The sequence below is a fragment of the Acinetobacter sp. ABJ_C5_2 genome, assembly GCF_044538485.1.
In the GTDB taxonomy this organism is placed as follows: Bacteria; Pseudomonadota; Gammaproteobacteria; order Pseudomonadales; family Moraxellaceae; genus Acinetobacter; species Acinetobacter nosocomialis_A.
In genome coordinates, this window is the sequence record NZ_JBIUCS010000012.1 from 42,426 (window position 1) to 59,558 (window position 17,133).

14 protein-coding genes are annotated in these 17,133 nt (G+C 38.4%); 11 read left to right on the forward strand and 3 right to left on the reverse strand.

Going from position 1 to position 17,133, the window contains the following annotated elements:
- The first annotated feature begins 288 nt into the window (after positions 1–288).
- The 3 genes from ACH8JV_RS12040 to ACH8JV_RS12050 all read left to right on the forward strand — a co-directional run bounded on the left by ACH8JV_RS12040 (position 289) and on the right by ACH8JV_RS12050 (position 3,179).
- Positions 289–789 (forward strand): hypothetical protein, encoded by a 501-nt coding sequence (locus ACH8JV_RS12040; protein WP_396521463.1) that lies wholly within the window; start codon positions 289–291, stop codon positions 787–789.
- 146 nt (positions 790–935) lie between these two features.
- The gene (apbC, locus tag ACH8JV_RS12045; protein ID WP_396521465.1) at positions 936–2,165 is read left to right on the forward strand and encodes an iron-sulfur cluster carrier protein ApbC; all 1,230 of its coding nucleotides are present in this window, start codon (positions 936–938) and stop codon (positions 2,163–2,165) included.
- Positions 2,166–2,306: 141 nt separating this feature from the next.
- Positions 2,307–3,179 (forward strand): 5'-methylthioadenosine/S-adenosylhomocysteine nucleosidase, encoded by an 873-nt coding sequence (locus ACH8JV_RS12050; protein WP_396479835.1) that lies wholly within the window; start codon positions 2,307–2,309, stop codon positions 3,177–3,179.
- Between the two features lie 30 nt (positions 3,180–3,209).
- Here ACH8JV_RS12050 and ACH8JV_RS12055 read toward each other — a convergent pair whose 3' ends face one another.
- Positions 3,210–3,776 (reverse strand): DUF2062 domain-containing protein, encoded by a 567-nt coding sequence (locus ACH8JV_RS12055; protein WP_263613034.1) that lies wholly within the window; start codon positions 3,774–3,776, stop codon positions 3,210–3,212.
- A gap of 355 nt (positions 3,777–4,131) precedes the next feature.
- On the opposite strand from ACH8JV_RS12055, the gene ACH8JV_RS12060 reads away from it, so the two are divergent.
- From ACH8JV_RS12060 to ACH8JV_RS12090, 7 genes are all read left to right on the forward strand, one after another.
- Entirely contained in the window at positions 4,132–4,725 is a 594-nt protein-coding gene (locus ACH8JV_RS12060) for a LysE family transporter (RefSeq protein ID WP_263613035.1), read from the forward strand.
- Between the two features lie 115 nt (positions 4,726–4,840).
- On the forward strand, positions 4,841–5,410 hold the full coding sequence (dcd, locus tag ACH8JV_RS12065) for a dCTP deaminase (protein ID WP_002120290.1): 570 nt from the start codon (positions 4,841–4,843) through the stop codon (positions 5,408–5,410).
- Positions 5,411–5,721: 311 nt separating this feature from the next.
- Positions 5,722–7,023, forward strand: coding sequence for a hypothetical protein (locus tag ACH8JV_RS12070; RefSeq protein ID WP_396521468.1), 1,302 nt, complete (start codon positions 5,722–5,724; stop codon positions 7,021–7,023).
- A 229-nt stretch (positions 7,024–7,252) separates the two neighbouring features.
- Positions 7,253–9,349 (forward strand): hypothetical protein, encoded by a 2,097-nt coding sequence (locus ACH8JV_RS12075; protein ID WP_396521470.1) that lies wholly within the window; start codon positions 7,253–7,255, stop codon positions 9,347–9,349.
- Between the two features lie 15 nt (positions 9,350–9,364).
- The gene (locus ACH8JV_RS12080) at positions 9,365–10,090 is read left to right on the forward strand and encodes a DUF6160 family protein (protein WP_263613037.1); all 726 of its coding nucleotides are present in this window, start codon (positions 9,365–9,367) and stop codon (positions 10,088–10,090) included.
- 32 nt (positions 10,091–10,122) lie between these two features.
- A complete protein-coding gene (locus ACH8JV_RS12085) occupies positions 10,123–12,534 on the forward strand; it encodes a DUF6160 family protein (RefSeq protein ID WP_396521472.1) in 2,412 nt (803 codons plus the stop codon).
- A gap of 159 nt (positions 12,535–12,693) precedes the next feature.
- Entirely contained in the window at positions 12,694–13,647 is a 954-nt protein-coding gene (locus ACH8JV_RS12090) for a DUF6160 family protein (protein WP_396521474.1), read from the forward strand.
- 77 nt (positions 13,648–13,724) lie between these two features.
- On the opposite strand, the gene ACH8JV_RS12095 is transcribed toward ACH8JV_RS12090, so the two are convergent.
- Both ACH8JV_RS12095 and ACH8JV_RS12100 read right to left on the reverse strand, forming a co-directional pair.
- Positions 13,725–14,669: a tRNA-dihydrouridine synthase gene (locus ACH8JV_RS12095; protein WP_004888558.1), complete on the reverse strand. Its 945-nt coding sequence runs from the start codon at positions 14,667–14,669 to the stop codon at positions 13,725–13,727.
- A gap of 84 nt (positions 14,670–14,753) precedes the next feature.
- Entirely contained in the window at positions 14,754–15,563 is an 810-nt protein-coding gene (locus ACH8JV_RS12100) for an inner membrane protein YpjD (RefSeq protein ID WP_396521476.1), read from the reverse strand.
- A gap of 140 nt (positions 15,564–15,703) precedes the next feature.
- Between ACH8JV_RS12100 and ffh the strand changes: the two genes are divergently transcribed.
- Positions 15,704–17,113 carry a signal recognition particle protein gene (gene ffh, locus ACH8JV_RS12105; protein ID WP_396521478.1) on the forward strand — a complete coding sequence of 470 codons (1,410 nt, stop codon included), beginning with the start codon at positions 15,704–15,706 and terminating at the stop codon, positions 17,111–17,113.
- The last annotated feature ends 20 nt before the right edge of the window (positions 17,114–17,133 follow it).

Genomic DNA, 17,133 nt, shown 5'->3' on the forward strand with positions numbered 1-17,133 from the left:
GGAAAAACAAAGCAACGCTTTGTCCGACTGTAAGACGAGAGCTGTGCTTGAGTGGTGGGATAAGCAAAGATTAATAATCTTTAGCTAAGCATAAGAGGCATCTATAAAAATGGATGTGAAGTCAAAAGCTGTTTCTCTTTAGAACAGATAAACAAATCAAAAAATATTTGAATCTTCCTGTATTGTCTTTGTTTCAAATTGCAGTTACGGTCAGAAAATAAACCATAACGATGTATAACTAATAACTTATTCAGGTAATTTTTTTAATTAACGATGAGGATAACAACGATGACTACTGAAAATAAATTAGACGAATTAAAGGCAAAAGCGGCAGATGTAAAAGTACAAGGCGAAAAAGCTTTGGACGATTTAAAAGAAAATGTAAAAGAGAAACAGGCTGCTGGTAAAGAAGCAGTTGAAGATAAAGTAGATGAGTTAAAGGCAAAAGCAGCAGATGCAAAAGTACAAGGCGAAAAAGCCTTGGATGATTTGAAGGACAATGTAAAAGAGAAACAAGCTGCTGCAAAAGAAGCAGTTGAAGATAAAGCCAGTGATTTGAAAGGTAAACTTGACGACGCTCAGCATAGTCTGCAAGACAAATTTGATCACTTGCGTACCGAAGCCGCCCATAAACTGGATGATGCTAAAGCCAAAGCAGTAGAATTAAAGGAAGAGGCTGCCTCAAAACTTGATGAGTTAAAAACTCAGGCAACTGCAAAGTTTGATGAATTGAAGAAGACAGCAACAGATAAACTCAATAAATTAAAAAATCACGACTCTGCTGAATAAGCTGATTTAAACCAAAATCCGTACTCCTCACTCAAATGATGAGGCTTTAAAATTAGCAATTATTCATTTCGAGTTGAGCGAGTGCGGATCAATACTGTTACACTAGCTCCAACAAGCTGTAATGATCTGTTTTTGGAGTAAACAATATGTCTTGGCTTTCTTCATTAAAGTCCGTTTTTTCACCTGCACAAGAAGTGAAAGAAGATGAAATCCAAACCGTACTCCAAAACTATTTACTACCGCATTCAAAAGATGCTTTAAAAGAGCGCATTAGTCAGCTCCAAGTTCAGGGGCGTGTATTACAACTTACTATTAATACATTTCCTGATGAAAAAGAGCATTTGCAGCAAATTCATGATGATTTGGCTGGTGCATTAGAAAAGTGCGGTATTGAAGAACTGAACTTACATGTAGTTCAACAAAAGCGTCCTGCACAAGAAAGTTCTGCTCATGGTTGTTCATCTAAAGCACCGAAAGAAAATTCAAACTTACCTCCTGTGCTTGATGCCTCACCAAAATCTGAGCAAGATCCAAACAATCCACCGATTCAGAAAGCCGCTCCGCAGCAAAGAGATGTTCCGCTTCATCCTCGAATTAAGAACGTTATTTTAGTTTCATCTGGTAAAGGTGGGGTTGGTAAATCGACCACTACTGTGAATTTAGCACTTGCCTTACAAAAAATGGGACTTAAGGTGGGGGTATTGGACGCTGATATCTATGGTCCAAGTATTCCAACCATGCTGGGTAATGCTGGCAAAACGCCTCTTATTGAAAGTGAAAATTTTGTACCTTTAGAGGCATACGGTATGGCTGTGCTTTCTATTGGACATTTAACAGGGGATAACAATACTCCTGTTGCATGGCGTGGACCAAAAGCAACTGGTGCTTTAATGCAATTGTTTAACCAAACACTTTGGCCAGATTTAGATGTATTGATGATTGATATGCCGCCGGGTACAGGCGATATTCAACTTACGCTTGCACAGCGTATTCCAGTAACTGGCTCAATCATTGTGACGACTCCGCAAAATGTTGCTTTGTTAGATGCCACCAAAGGAATTGAGTTGTTTAATAAAGTTGGCATACCAGTATTGGGTGTTGTTGAAAACATGTCGACTCATATTTGCTCTAACTGTGGGCACGAAGAACAAATTTTTGGTATTGGTGGCGGTGATAAGCTTTCCGAGCAATACCATATTCCATTATTAGGACGTTTGCCTTTAAATGCTCAAATTCGTGAGCATGCGGATCAGGGCAAACCAAGTGTTGTGGCAATGGATGATGCAGCTGATAGCTATATCGATATTGCTAAAGCAGTATGGCAACAGATTGAAAAAATTCCTCAACGCACGCGTGATGATAAACGAATCTTTTGATTTATTCGACCCGGCTTTAAGCCGGGTTTTTATTGTTTGGTTAAAAGAAAAATTTAAATTACTGAATCTAAATAACAAAGCTAAACTTGAAATTGGCATGTAGATTGCTACTTTACGCTTTTAAAAAGAAATAGGTGAGAAATGCAATTTAAATATACTTTTGGCGTTATCAGTTTATGTAGCGCTTTATTTTTGGTTGGATGTAACGACGACCATTCAACAGTGTCCCAAACAACGACAGTTGAAGAGCAAAAACAGAAATTACAGCCGATTATTATTCAAGGTGCCTTACCTGTAGAGTCAAAACAGATGGCTTCTAAATTACAGAATGTGACTGTTGAAACAGTAGGTGGGTGGACTTTCTGGAAAGGAACTCACAATGGCTATCCAATGATTATTTCTAAAACACGGATGGGTATGAGTAACTCTGCTGCTGCAACAGCTCTAGCCATTGAACGTTATAAACCGATTGCGATTATTAATCAGGGAACAGCAGGCGGTCATGACCCAGATCTACATGTTTACGATATTGTTTTAGGAAAATATGCGACCAATATTGGTGCGTTTAGAACGCCTAAACAACCATTAGGAGCTGGATCAAATTCACTCACTTGGGTTGAAGCATTTGACGTGTTGCCAACAGATGAGTCAGACCCAGAACCTATTGCGATTCGCAAATTTGAAGGCGATAAAGAATTATTAATGGCGGCACATAAAGTTCGTTATGACAAAGGTGAAGTAGTCGAGGGAACGATTGGATCGGCAGATGTTTGGAATAATGAGCTTGATCGTATTCAATTTTTCCATCAACGTTACGATACCTCTGTTGAGGAAATGGAAGCAGCTTCTGTTGCACAAATCGCAAGTCAGTTTAATGTTCCTTTCTTAGGAATTCGAATTTTATCTAATAATATTACCAATAATGGAGCGTATGACCCAGGTACTGGAGAGGCTTGCCAAGATTATGTGCTTAATGTCGCTGAAGAATATATGAAATCTAAACTAGCAAAATAATAGTTTAACTATAGGCAAGAAGATGGGTTCTTATAGGGCATCTTCTTGTTTTTTATAACCAGCTCTACTTTTCCAATTTCGAATGACCATCCAACGCCAGAAAACTTCGGTCACTACATACAGTATGATTGCAAATACAAATGCTTCAACTATAAGCCCAGACATTAAAATTTTAGCGAGACTAAAATCTATATGGCCATGACCAAAATGAGTAATCCACCTAGAAATCTGATGAAGTACACCTAAGAGCATCTTTTTATTGATCATATGTACATGATAAATATGCGAACCAAACCAGAAACCAGTATATAAAATGGGAACTAATGTGAGTGGGTTGCTGAGCCAAGCGAGCATTAGGCTAATAGGCAAATTCACTTCAAACAGCAATACCGCCATCACAATAAAAACACTATGAAAGGGAATAGGCAGTAAACCAAAAAACGTTCCTACAAAAACCGCTCGTGTAATCGATTTACGGTTGACATACCAAAGCACTGGATTAAGGGTTTTTTTCCCAAAAATCCTTAAAAATTTCATATTTGAAACTTTCTCTGGAGAAGGAAGCCAAGACTGAAAAAATTGCTTTGCCATAATCATAGGATAGTAGAGTCTGGTGACTCATATAAACACAAAAAAACAATATATTAATTGAAACTTATTGAAAGCTTAAAAATTAAACTTACTACGGTAATAATTCATTATAGATCTTTTCGACCTAAAAATAGATTTAAAATAAAAATACTTATATTACTTAATACAATTTGGCACGCAAAGCGCGACAACTGACTCTAAAGTTTTTTAGCTTAAATTTTTTAAAAATTACGTATCTATTTGTTTATTTGTTATTTTTTAATTTTACTGATTAATATTTTAAAAAATTGTCTTACAATTAGATTTTGCCTTCCAAAAAGATATCTATTAATCTGAGATGACTACATTGTGAGGTCATTCAATGATTTCATGGCTATTTATTGGCTTAGTTGCCACAATTTTACTTACCCCAGGCCCAACCAATACTTTACTCGCATCGTCAGGAGTACAGGTAGGTCTTAAGAAGTCTGCGAAATTAATTCCGGCAGAAGTTCTTGGATATGTAATTTCTATTTCAGCTTGGGGCATGCTAATAGGGAAAGTTTCTGCAACGCTTCCTTTCTTACCTCCTATGCTTAAATTGCTAAGCGCTTGTTACATTATTTTTTTAGCAATTAAGTTATGGCACACAGCCAATCAGCAACTTGAGTTAGATCAGCCAACGATTCGCCCGCGTGAGTTGTTCTGTGCAACTTTACTTAACCCTAAAGCATTACTTTTTGCTTCAGCTATTTTCCCTGTTGCAGCATGGACTGATTTTCATATTTATCTCATTCATATGCTGGCTTATTTAGCGTTGATTACACCGATTGCGTTGTTCTGGATTTTCTTGGGTTCAATTTTGGCAGGCAATAAAGTACGTTGGTTAAATCAATCGAATTTACAAAAAACAGCCTCACTAGTTTTAGTTAGTTTCTCAATTCCGATTAGCTATTCTGCGTTATTAAACCTTTAAAACTCTTGCTGAGCTATTCTTATCGAGAAGAGTAGCTCAAGCGTTGTTTTCATAATTGCTTTTTTACGTTAAAGTACGTCGCAATCAATGAAATTACCTTTTGGATAGAAAATACATGGCTATTAAGTCTGATCGTTGGATTCGCGAAATGAGCGAAAAACACGGCATGATTGAACCTTATGCAGAGAATCAAGTCCGTTTTGATAAGAATGGCGAAAAATTGATTTCCTACGGGGTCTCTAGCTATGGTTATGACGTACGCTGTGCCCGCGAATTTAAAGTTTTCACTAACGTACATTCTGCAATTGTTGATCCGAAAAATTTTGATGATAAAAGTTTTATCGACATTGAATCTGACGTTTGTATTATTCCGCCAAACTCATTTGCTCTAGCACGTACCATTGAATATTTCCGTATTCCGCGTAATGTTTTAACTGTATGCTTGGGTAAATCAACTTATGCGCGCTGCGGTATTATTGTAAATGTGACTCCTTTAGAACCAGAATGGGAAGGTCACGTTACTTTAGAGTTTTCAAATACTACGAACTTACCTGCACGTATTTATGCGGGTGAAGGTGTAGCACAAATGCTTTTCTTTGAAAGCGATGAAGTTTGTGAAACGTCTTATAAAGACCGTGGTGGTAAATACCAAGGACAAACTGGCGTTACGCTTCCTAAAACCTAAGTTGTTTTAAAATTAGATTAAATTCTAAAAAATGGGTCACTTGAAGTGGCCCATTTTTGTTGAAAAATAAAGAAAGTGGCATTCATCGGAATATTTATAAATGAACGTTTTCTTTTGTAAAAAATGATATAAAATGATCAATAATTGATTTGTTTCTTTGAGTTGTATCACACAATTTAAATGGACTTAAATCATAAAAAGCAGATATCGGCATTTCTTTGTTTATTCAATTTAAGATTAGATTAAAGAAAGGGAAGCCAAATAAAAAGAAATTAAATTAGATTATGCCCCCAAGGATACGGAGGTCGGTCATGCGACAGTTTACGTCTCTTCATGTAGCTATTCTAGCACTTGGAAGTTTATACCTTTCTTCAGCTTATGCTGGTTCTACCTTGGTTCCAATGTCAGATGCTGAGTTGTCAGCTACTCGTGGCCAAGCCTTGATGAGTATGTCCTATATCGCACCTACCGATGCTGTAAGTAATTCAAGTACTAATGGAAATATAGGGTTTTATAAATTAAGTTTAGATGCTGATTTAGAGCTTAATGCAAATATACGTAAACTTCAGCTGGGGTGTGGTGGGGTTAACGGTGCTGGGGCATGTGATATCGATATTGATAATTTAAGTTTAAGTGGTATTTCTGATACCAATGATGGGCGCGCTGGCTCATCTGCAAAATTAAGTAATCCATTTATTGAATTTGCAATTAAAAACCCTAATAGCGCATCAACTCGTGAAGTATCAGGTATTCGATTAAGTGCGGAATCTATTCAAGGTCTTCTTTCATTTGGTACCGAAAATAGTACTTCACCAAATGGTATAAACTCATTTAGTGGTTATATGGTTACTCAAGCTACCGGTGGTACTGTAAGTACTTTACAGGCTGTTTCTGGGCAGGCAGGCTTGACACAAGCCAATTTGGGGACAGTTATTACTGGACGTGCCAAAGGAACACTATTAGGCTTAAATATTATTAACACTAATTTCCGTTCAACGGATTATGATTTAGGTTTAAGCTCTGCGTCAGGAAGCTTATCTTTACCTTCACAAGTTATTTCTGGTCAGCGTATTAATACTGCAAACTTGATAGGTACGGCTAATGTCAGTGGTATTAATCTGTCAGGTTCTATTAAAGCGGATACAGATTTAGGAATAACTATTGCGGGTAATTTAAGTGGTGTCATTAATAACTTGGGCGTAAATGTAGGGGTAAGTGAAAATCTGGGTTACATTCATAAGGTCAACTTAAATGGCACAGCAGCTTCTCTTTCTTTGCAAGGACAAAATTTAATGTGGCCTGGTGCCAAGTCTACTGCTCAAAGTGGCTGGTGGTTAGAACTATCCAATCCAATTGATATTGGTGACGTTACACCACAAGCACAAGTTAAGATTACTAATGATGTAGTACAAGCGACTTTAGGTAAAGTGAGTCAATATTTATATGATCATCCAGTAGACTGCGGAACTTTAGCTATTAATTGTTTGCTAGGTAATATTGATGCAGGTACAGTTGATTTAAAAGGTCAATATGTGCCTATGGCTTTGAATAATTTAGTTTTAAAGAATCAAAGCTTTGCCTCAAACTGTTATGGAAGTTTAAAGTTTTGTTAGGTATTAATAATACAAATATGATTTTTCATTTATCGGAAAAGTGAGTTTTTACGCCCTTTTTTTTGCATTTGAGTAAATATTGCGCATAATGGAAATGTAGAAGGGTTAGCAATATCTATTTAGATTTGCCTTCTAGTCTAAGGTGAAAAGGAAAAGTTCACTTAGCATCAAGGATTGTTAAAGAAAAATAAATATGGTGCACGGCATCGTATAAAACAGGAAGGTCAAGATGACTACACTTAATTATACGGTAAAGTTTCAAAAAACCGTTTTGGCAAGTTTAATTGGTCTTTTCATAAGCCAATCGAGTTTCGCTCTTGAAGAACTTTCTGATGCCGGTTTAAGTGAAACTACTGGTGAAGGTATCGCTATTTTACCTCAAAATACTTATATGGTATTTCGTGGAGCAGGTGCGAACGAAACCGCAAGTCAAATTTTAACTGACCGTACTAAAGATACAGGTTATATCAATTATGTACCTGTTGGGCCGTTAAGTATGACGGCGGCAGATACCAATAAAAATGGATCGATTGATTCTGGTGATCGTGCAGTAGGTAAAGCTGATATTTTTCTTTATGGCTTGGCGCTTTCCAAATCTGATAATGATACAACTACTCGCCTTGCTTCTACTGATGCAGCTGCTGCAATCTCAAGCTGGGGTACTGCTGTTAATCCTTGGATTTTTAAAGTTGCTACAGAAAATTCAGTGCCGAATTTTAGCACAACAAATTGTAGTGGCGTGACTGATCCATCTTGTCAAGTAACCTATTTGTCTTTGGAAGCTCCATTGTATGAGGTTGGTACCAAAGACGTAGCTGGTATTGATGCATATAAGCTTAAATTAGGTCTTTGGACAGATATTTTTGTTCGAAATCCAAATAAAATAAATGGTGCATCTGATCAATTTAATTATGGGGATTCAAATGGTTTAATTGGTACGAGTATTGATGCAAGCCGTGCTAATCGCTTACGTTTACAGGGTATTTGGAATAATTTTAGTTTAAATGGTAGTCGTTTACAGCTCTTTCAAACTTTAGGCGGAGCAACATCCAGCGGAGGGATGAGCTCATTTTATAATAATACTTTAGGTGCCGCAGGTGTTATACGTCTAAATAGCGGTGATAGTCAGAATATAAAAGCCATAGTTTCATCTGCTCCTGTTACAGAGGCTTCCAGCACCTCGGCATGGACTTTAGTACATGCTGGTGCTAATTCTACATTGAGTACAAGTACTACAGGAGATTGTAATAATGGAGGTACAGGAAGTTTTGGTACATCAGCTGGTTGTCGTTATTATGTAGAGAAACGTACACGTACTGATAGCAAAACTGCTTCAAAAACATGGGATGCTTCAAGTTTATCGAATGCTGGAGTTCTAAGGTTAAGTACCCGTGAATCAAGTGATACTGGAAATATTCTTACACCTGCAATTAATGGTGGTGTAGCACCTACCTTTGATGGGAATGAAGGGCTTTATCTTTATAATCCAAATATTAATCTTGTATTAGGAACTTTATATCAGCCTTTAATTCTGAGTTCAGATGGTAAAAATTTTAGTATAGAAATTGCACGAATTGCCAATAAACCAGAAATATATAAACAAATCTATACAGATTATAGTGGTGCCGATACTTCTTATAAGGGCTCGACTTGTAATGTTTATCAATGTGGTGGTCAATTAACTTTAGGTGGTAAAAGTTATCAGGGCTATAATGCTACACACAGTAGTATTACTATAGGTACTGCTTATAGTGAAGATGGTGGAAAAACACTCAGAGCTTCAACTGATGAAGGTGCTCTAGGTATTTCATTTGGTAAGTTAAATTCAGGTACTGTGTCTCAAACTACCTATTCAAATCAAATGACAGAAGTACATTACAAGCAACGTGGTGTAAATACTCAGACATGGGTTCAGTCTTATAGTTGTACTTTATTCATTTGTGGTGCTGGTACAACAGGATATTTATATCAGTGGGAATATAATAATGGCTCGACACCTTGGGCAATTTTAGCTCCAACAACAAAGCCAGCTGATGCTACATGTTCTCCATCTATTGGGTGTAGTGGTACCTCTGGAACTACCCCTATGTATGGTTCTATTGCAAACCGTATTTGGGCAAACTCATCTGCTGTTTGGTTAACTGCTGGAAACAATGAAGTAAATAATTTAATTGGTTCAAATAATGGAATGACAGGGACCACTTTTCCCACTTTAAATCAGGCACCTACACCCATAATAAATGCTAGTCCAATAAATAATATGGGTTCAGCAGTCATTGATGGTGTTTTAATCCAACATTTAAAACTCACCACAAAAGGTCTATAAGAGGGGGATAATGCGATGAAAAAAATAACTGCTTTACTCCTTACTCTTTGTGCAACTGCAACTCATGCAGAATTACAAACTTTGGACAACGACGCTTTACAGGCGATTAACGGTCAAGCTGGTGCTGATTTGTCTTTAATGCTCAATTTAAACCAAACCAGTAACAGCATATTTGATAATGGCAGTGGCGGCGTTTGTGAAAACGTAGAGTTCTGCCATATTGGTTTAGCGATTAATAAACGTTTTGTGCAAGCGGATGCGACTAAGCCAAGCGGTTGGGCCGAAAATAGTGATAGTGGTAATAAGCTTTGGTTAGTGTTTAAAGGTGTTCAAGGAACTTTAAACATTCAAAAAATGGGTTTGGATGGTGCTGATTTGAAGTATCTTGATAAATCTAATACCGAAATTATAAAACCTGCTATTCAACTTAGTTTTAGTGCAGCACAACCAATTTTAATACGTAACTTTGGTTTTAATGCTTTATCCATTGAGCAAGATAACTTTACAAGTTCAACAACGACCCAAGGCTCGAGTACGAATATGTATGATTATGCATATTTCAAAAAACCAACGTATGCGGCGACTGCAAACAGTGCAACTCAGCAAGTGGCTACGGCGACACCTTCAGCCTACGACTATGGGCGTGAAACAGGTTTTATGGGTTTAATGATGAACGGCAACTTGGCTATTCAAGGAAAAGTCATGGTGTTTAGCTGTGATGGTAGCCATCCCCGTTGTTAACGGTTAATGTAGATTTCAAAGGAACTGAAGTGATGAACAAAAATAAAGAAAGTCACGGCTCAAAGTTTATTTTAAATACATTAACAGCCAGCATGTTGTTAGTGAGTGGACAAGTTTTTGCTTTAGAAGCTTTAACCGATGCCGATTTGAGTGCGGTCAATGGTCAAGATGGAATCTCGATTCAAACGACTTTCAACGAGATCAATGTTGATAATGCTTACTGGGATGACCATGCGGGAACGCCAACAAATGCTGATCAAGTTTTAAGAGCTCAAGCGAGCAGTGTAAAAATACAAAAAAGTAATGCATCTACACAAGCTTTAGGAACGAACTACCGTTTAGATGTGGGAAGTAATACGACTACAGGTAAAGCTGGGGTCGATTTTTCTATGCAAAGTAGTCCATCCCTCATTACGGTAAATAGCGTTAAGATTTGTAATAGTTCCGCTACATGCTCACCTACATTAGGACAGTTGGCTATCCAAACAACTTCACCTTTAAATTTAGCATTGACTACTCAAGACGGTTTATTTAGCCCAAATAGCCAGTCAAATATGACATTGGGGATAAATAACGCAAATATTTATTTAGGACAGTTAGATGCTCGTAGTCAGCTCAACCAACTAATTTTAAAGAATTTTAACTTTAATTTTGTGGGTAAAGGGGTCATGTTTATTGACCCTATCCGTGGTGTGGTTTTACAAACGAATACTGGAACAAATGTGGCTGCGGTTGGGCAAACCCCAAATAGTACTTATGGCTATGTCGATTTTAATCGGGTCGCTGATTCAGCTTCTGGTTTAACAGCGGGTACTTATGTTGATAGCAATGGTAAAGTGACTAATTCGGGTCTAAACATTGAAGTAATGCTTAGTTCCAATGTAGATAAAACCAATCCTTATGGGTTGGATGCGACCAATACACCGCAAAATTCAAAAGGTTTAATCCGACTTGGTGCAAGCGGACGTATGGTAAATAGTTATTTACAAGTCCGTGGTATGGATGGCTCTTCGGACATGACAACCTTAGGTACAGCAAATACTGCCTCAGGCACCACCTCAAGTAATAGTATTTTGGGTAATACGGGAATTGCCTTTCGTATGAAAGGTGAGTTCACTAAAGATAACGATTCTATGCTAGGCGCCGATGGCAAAGCCACGACTTTAGAAATTGGTGGGGCAGGGCTGAACGCCTATGGTTTCGAGTTTGGTAATTTAACTGGGTTGAACTCAGCTACGCGTGGTTATTTTGATAGCGGAAATATTTATTTAAATCTTGCCGATACAAAAACCTTATTAATGCCAAATAACGCGACATTAAATAGTATTCGTTTAGGATCTGGTACTTTAACAACCGCTGCCGATTATCAACATAATATTCACCGTGATACGGTGACTAATCCATTTAGTCTAATTCTTGGGATGCGTGGAGCAGAGTTTCAAGCATTTTCAAGACGAGGCCGTTTTACCACAAGTGCGAATGTCGCTGCTGCTAATCAATTTGCAGATAATGGTTTGAGTAACCAGTGGGGTTTGGCGTTACCTTTTTATAATTTAAATGCCAATGCTGCAGTTTATGGGGTAGATGCACCTGCGAATAGCGCTTTTTACTATACAAAAGATGCTAATGGTAGACCCGTTCAGAATGCTGTAGGTACCTCAGGAACGACTTCGCGTTTAGGATTTGGTGTCGCTGTTGGCACAACAGGGCGTGATGCAGGCGGTACAAAAACAACTTCAATTTTATTAATTGATGGTTCTCCAAATGCCAATAATGCGGGTAATCCTACCGACTATTACATGGGCTTACGTAATATCGATATGTTCCTCAAAGGTAATGGCACTATCGGTTTAGAAAATGGCAGTTTAAATATCGGTTTAAAAGATATGTTACTTGCCTTATCAACTGAAATTGCAGCGGGTTATTTACCAGGCGCTAAATATAAAACTTGTCCGGCAACAGGATCTTGTACTTCACCAATTGATAACTTTGCCAGAAATAATGACGTTTTATTTGGTCTTAAACTACGCTTAGGCGGTGATTTAAATTTATCGATTGTACCTAATAGTTCAATTGCTGATGGTAGTGCGCTCACTGTTTTGGGTGATTTTACAATGCCTGCTACAGCAACTGGAAACTCAGTCCAAATTAGTGATCCGATTGATGGCTCTGCAATTGGTTTTGAGAACATGACTGGTAAACTTGCGTTTAACACAGCATTAGTTGTGGGAAAAGACAATGCGAGCGGACTAGGCAAAGTTGGTGTAAATACCGCAGTGTACTTTAACCCTGATAAGAACATTGATGGTGCCTTACGAGTTAAAGATATTAATTTCTATCCACCTTCAACAGGGGCAGGCGCACGTTTAGGTGAACTTGCAATTACTGGTGGACGTTTAAATAGTAGCTTCAGTATTGTGCCGAGAAATGGTGCTTTTAACTAATAAAGAAAAGTGGCGATATCGCCACTTTTTATAAAAATTTATTTTGAATGTGATTGGATTTGCATTCGTCGGGTTATAGGGATAATTGTTTTGTACTCATATATTATTCTGATAATCTGAACAAATAATAAACGTTTGTCTCTTAAGGATTAGAGCAACATGAAAAATAAAAATATAGCCTGCTGGTTATTATTTGCCAGTAGTTCAAGTGTTTTTGCGATGCAGCCTTTAGATGACCAAAGTCTTTCAGCAACGACGGGTCAAAATGGTTTAACGCTAGGCATTCAGGCCGATAAAGTTAAATTTAATCAAGTCGCCTTGATTGATACCAATGGTATCGCTTCTACCTCTTACAATAGTAAAGCTGGTCTCGTCATTGCGGGGAACTCTACTAATCCCGTTCCAAGTATAGAATTTATTAAAGCGGCTGTATCGACCAATCCTTCTTTCAATATTGCTATAGATACCGATGCAGGTGCGGGTAAGCCTTTTGTGAACTTGGCTGTCACAATGGGAAGTGACATCAATGGTATTCGGCTTACACCATTTTCGGTTTATTTAGCGCCCAACACTTCAGTCTCTAGCCCTGCTGATTATGCGGTGACTAGTTATGCACCAAAATCAATTTTTAGCTCGGGAACAACGGTAAATACAGGAGTGAAAGAGCTGATTCGCTCTACTGGAAATTTGGATATTAACTTTGTACAGACCAATAAACCTCGTTTAAACATTCAATTGGGTCATGCTGCTCAGTCTGTCATGGTCAAATTTGGTGGAGCCATTCAATCGATTTGTTCTGCTGCATCTGGTTGTCCAATTACTTTAGTGTCTGATAATACCGGTGCGAATTTTGGATTTAAATTTGCAGGAACAAATTCATCTACAGGATTTGTTCTTGATGGGTTTTATGCTGGAGTTGACCCGACGGGGCTTACTTTTGGCAATACAGGTGTCTCGAGTAAATTTGATGCGTCACTTAACAATATAACTTTAGGAAATGCTGGAATACAAAGTCCAACAACATTTAATAATTTACCTAATGGGTCTATGGGGAGTTTTGGAGTTACGGGTGCTTCGGTAACCGACTTTAAAATGAAAGTAAGCGGTTTTTAAAAATAATCACTGAACCTGAAATACAAAAAAGAGGGTGGTTGTATAAACAGCCACCCTCTTTTATAAATTTTAAATAACTAGCTATGTGATGAACTGGTTTGTTCTAACTTTTGAACAATTTCATCTAAAGCTTTAATGCGTTTAACTTGGTCCCACAGTTCTTTGGCTTGAGGGTAGGCTTTGGTCATCATACCTAGCCATTGCTTATAACGGCCAACCATACCAATTTCTGTTTTGGCTTGACCATTTAAAAAACGGATTTGTAAGTCAACCAGTTGTTCCCAACTAAATAATGCCTCATCCATATTATTACGAATGCATTGGGTTAAGTCGGGGGTCGTCACAGCACCGCGACCAATCATTAAATCTTCACAACCAGATTGCTGTTGGCAGGCCTTTGCATCGGCATTGGTCCAGATTTCGCCGTTAGCAATGACATTAATTTTTAAAGCTTCTTTAATCGGTAGAATTTTTTCCCAGTAAGCAGGAGGGGTATAGCCATCTGCTTTCGTTCGCGCATGAACTGTTAACCAGCTTGCACCAGCATCTTCAACTGCATGGGCATTTTCCATAGTGTGGTTTTCATCGAGATAACCTAAACGCATTTTTGCTGATACAGGAATATGCGCTGGTACAGCATCGCGGACTGCTTTAATGAGCATATGTACCACGTCTGGTTCATCTAGAAGTACGGAACCACCGCGATGTCTATTTACGGTTTTTGCAGGGCAACCAAAATTAAGGTCGATTGCAGGAGCACCTAGTTCAACCACTTTTGCAGCATTTGCTGCCAGCATATCTGGGTTGTTCCCTAAGAACTGAACATGCACTGGTGTTCCAGCAGCTGTTTTACCGTCATTCTTTAACTCAGGACAAAAACTATAATAAATATGGTCGGGTAAAATGCTGTCTGTAACTCGAATAAACTCGGTTACACACCAGTCGAAATGACCAACAGATGTGAGCGTATCCCGCATGATCGGGTCAGTTAAACCTTCCATTGGAGCGAGTATGAGTTTCACAGTCTGAGTCACCTGATTAAAACAAAAACAGCGTTATACGGGATATGTATAACGCTGTCTAGTAGTGCTGAAATTTTAATTGTTTTATCGGCCTAATATCATTTCGAGTACAAATTTACTGCCAATAAAACCAATCGCTAAAAGGGCAAAACCAATGAGGGTAAAACGAATCGCTTTTTGACCGCGCCATCCAAGTTTGTAATGGCCAATCAGTAATGAACCATAAATAATCCATGAAATAATACTAAATACGGTTTTATGAGCGAGATGCTGAGCAAAGAAGCTATCAACTGTTAAGAAGCCAAATGCCAGAGCAATAGTTAATAAAATAAAACCAGTAATGATTAAGTCAAATAACAATGACTCCATGGCCTGAATAGGCGGGAGTAAGTTGACCCAAAAACGTTTTTTTTGTTTCTTTTTGAGTTCACGATTTTGGAACCATATCAAGATGGCATGTATGGTTGCCATGAGTAGAACTGCATAGGCAGAAAGTGAAAGAATAATATGAGTATCTAGGCCTAACGAATGCTGCTCAATAAACTGATTTGGTTTACTAAATGCAAAACCTAAAATAAGGCCAATAGCCGCTATAGGAATACCAAGTAAGTTTAAAGGTACAATTGGACGAAAAGTACTAAAAATTAAACTTAACAACAACATAAGCCATGATGTAAAAGAGACTAAATTAAAAACATCATAGTTAATTCCTAAAGGCGTCAGCATGGCATGGCATAAAACTGTGCCGTGCAGTAGCAGTGCCAAGGTCGTAACAAGAGCAAATAACCATGGGTTTGGTTCACGTTTTGACATTAAACGTATGAACAGATACCAGAAAGAAGTGGTATATGCGATGAGTGCCAAAATTGTGTAAACCAAGGGGAGGCTAATCATGTCAAACCTTTTTCAGGATTAATTCATCTAGATAAGATATAAATTCGCTGCGAACTAAAGTATCCTATAGCATTCTATGCATAAATTTTCTATTTCGAGAAAGATTTTTTTGCAACTAGCCATTTTAAGCGGATTTTGCAATGTTTGATACCTTAACAGAACGACTCACGCAGAGTTTAAGAAATGTTACTGGCTCAGGGCAGCTGACCGAAGACAATATTAAAGATACCTTACGTGAAGTACGTATGGCTCTTCTTGAAGCCGATGTCGCGTTACCTGTAACTCGTGAATTTATCGCGAAAGTTAAGGAAGAGGCATTGGGCCAAGAAGTGATGACCCAGTTATCTCCAGGCCAGGCATTTGTAAAAATTGTCTATGACGAACTCACCAAGATGATGGGTGATGCAAATGAAACACTGGATTTAAGTGCTAAGCCTCCAGTTGTGGTATTGCTTGCTGGTTTACAAGGTGCAGGTAAAACTACAACTGCTGCCAAGCTGGCACGTTTCTTAAAAGAACGTCAAAAGAAAAAAGTAATGACCGTTTCTGCCGACGTTTACCGTCCGGCAGCGATCAAACAGTTAGAAACTGTGTCAGCCGAAGTTGGCGCAGGCTTTATTCCTTCAGATCCTTCTGAAAAGCCAATTGACATCGTTAACCGTGCAATTGAACAGGCAAAAATCCAGTTTGCTGATGTGTTGATTGTCGATACGGCAGGTCGTTTACATGTCGATGAAGACATGATGGACGAAATCAAAGAATTGCATGCAGCAGTTAAGCCGACTGAAACTCTGTTCGTGGTTGATGCCATGACAGGTCAGGATGCTGCAAATACTGCTAAAGCCTTTAATGATGCATTAGCACTTACAGGTGTGATTCTTACTAAAACTGATGGTGATGCGCGTGGTGGTGCGGCACTTTCTGTACGTGCGATTACCGGTAAGCCAATCAAGTTCTTAGGTATGGGCGAAAAGCTTGATGCCTTAGAGCCATTCCATCCGGACCGTGTTGCTCAACGTATTTTAGGTATGGGTGACGTACTTTCTTTAGTCGAAGAAGTTGAACGTAAAATCGACAAAGAAAAAGCCGAGAAAATGGCGAAAAAATTGCAAAAAGGCGGTAGCTTCAACTTTGAAGATATGCTGATGCAATTTGAACAAATGAAAAAAATGGGCGGCATGATGGGCTTCTTAGACAAGTTGCCTGGCATGAGCGGTGCGGGAATTCAGCAAGCAATTGAGCAAGCGAACCCTGAAAAACAAGTCAAAAAGATGGAAGCTATTATCCAATCAATGACTGTTAAAGAACGCCGTAACCCAGACCTGATGAACCCAAGTCGTAAAAAACGTATTGCGGCAGGTTGTGGTATGGATGTTGCCGAAGTGAATAAGCTCATTAAGCAACAAGCGCAAATGGCTAAAATGATGAAGAAGTTTGCGAATCCATCTGGTATGAGCAAAATGATGCGTTCATTAGGCAATATGCAAAAACAATTTGGCGGTGGCGGCGGTATGGGACCACTGTTTGGTAACAACGACCAAAAGAAATAAAACCATAAAATAAAAGGCGC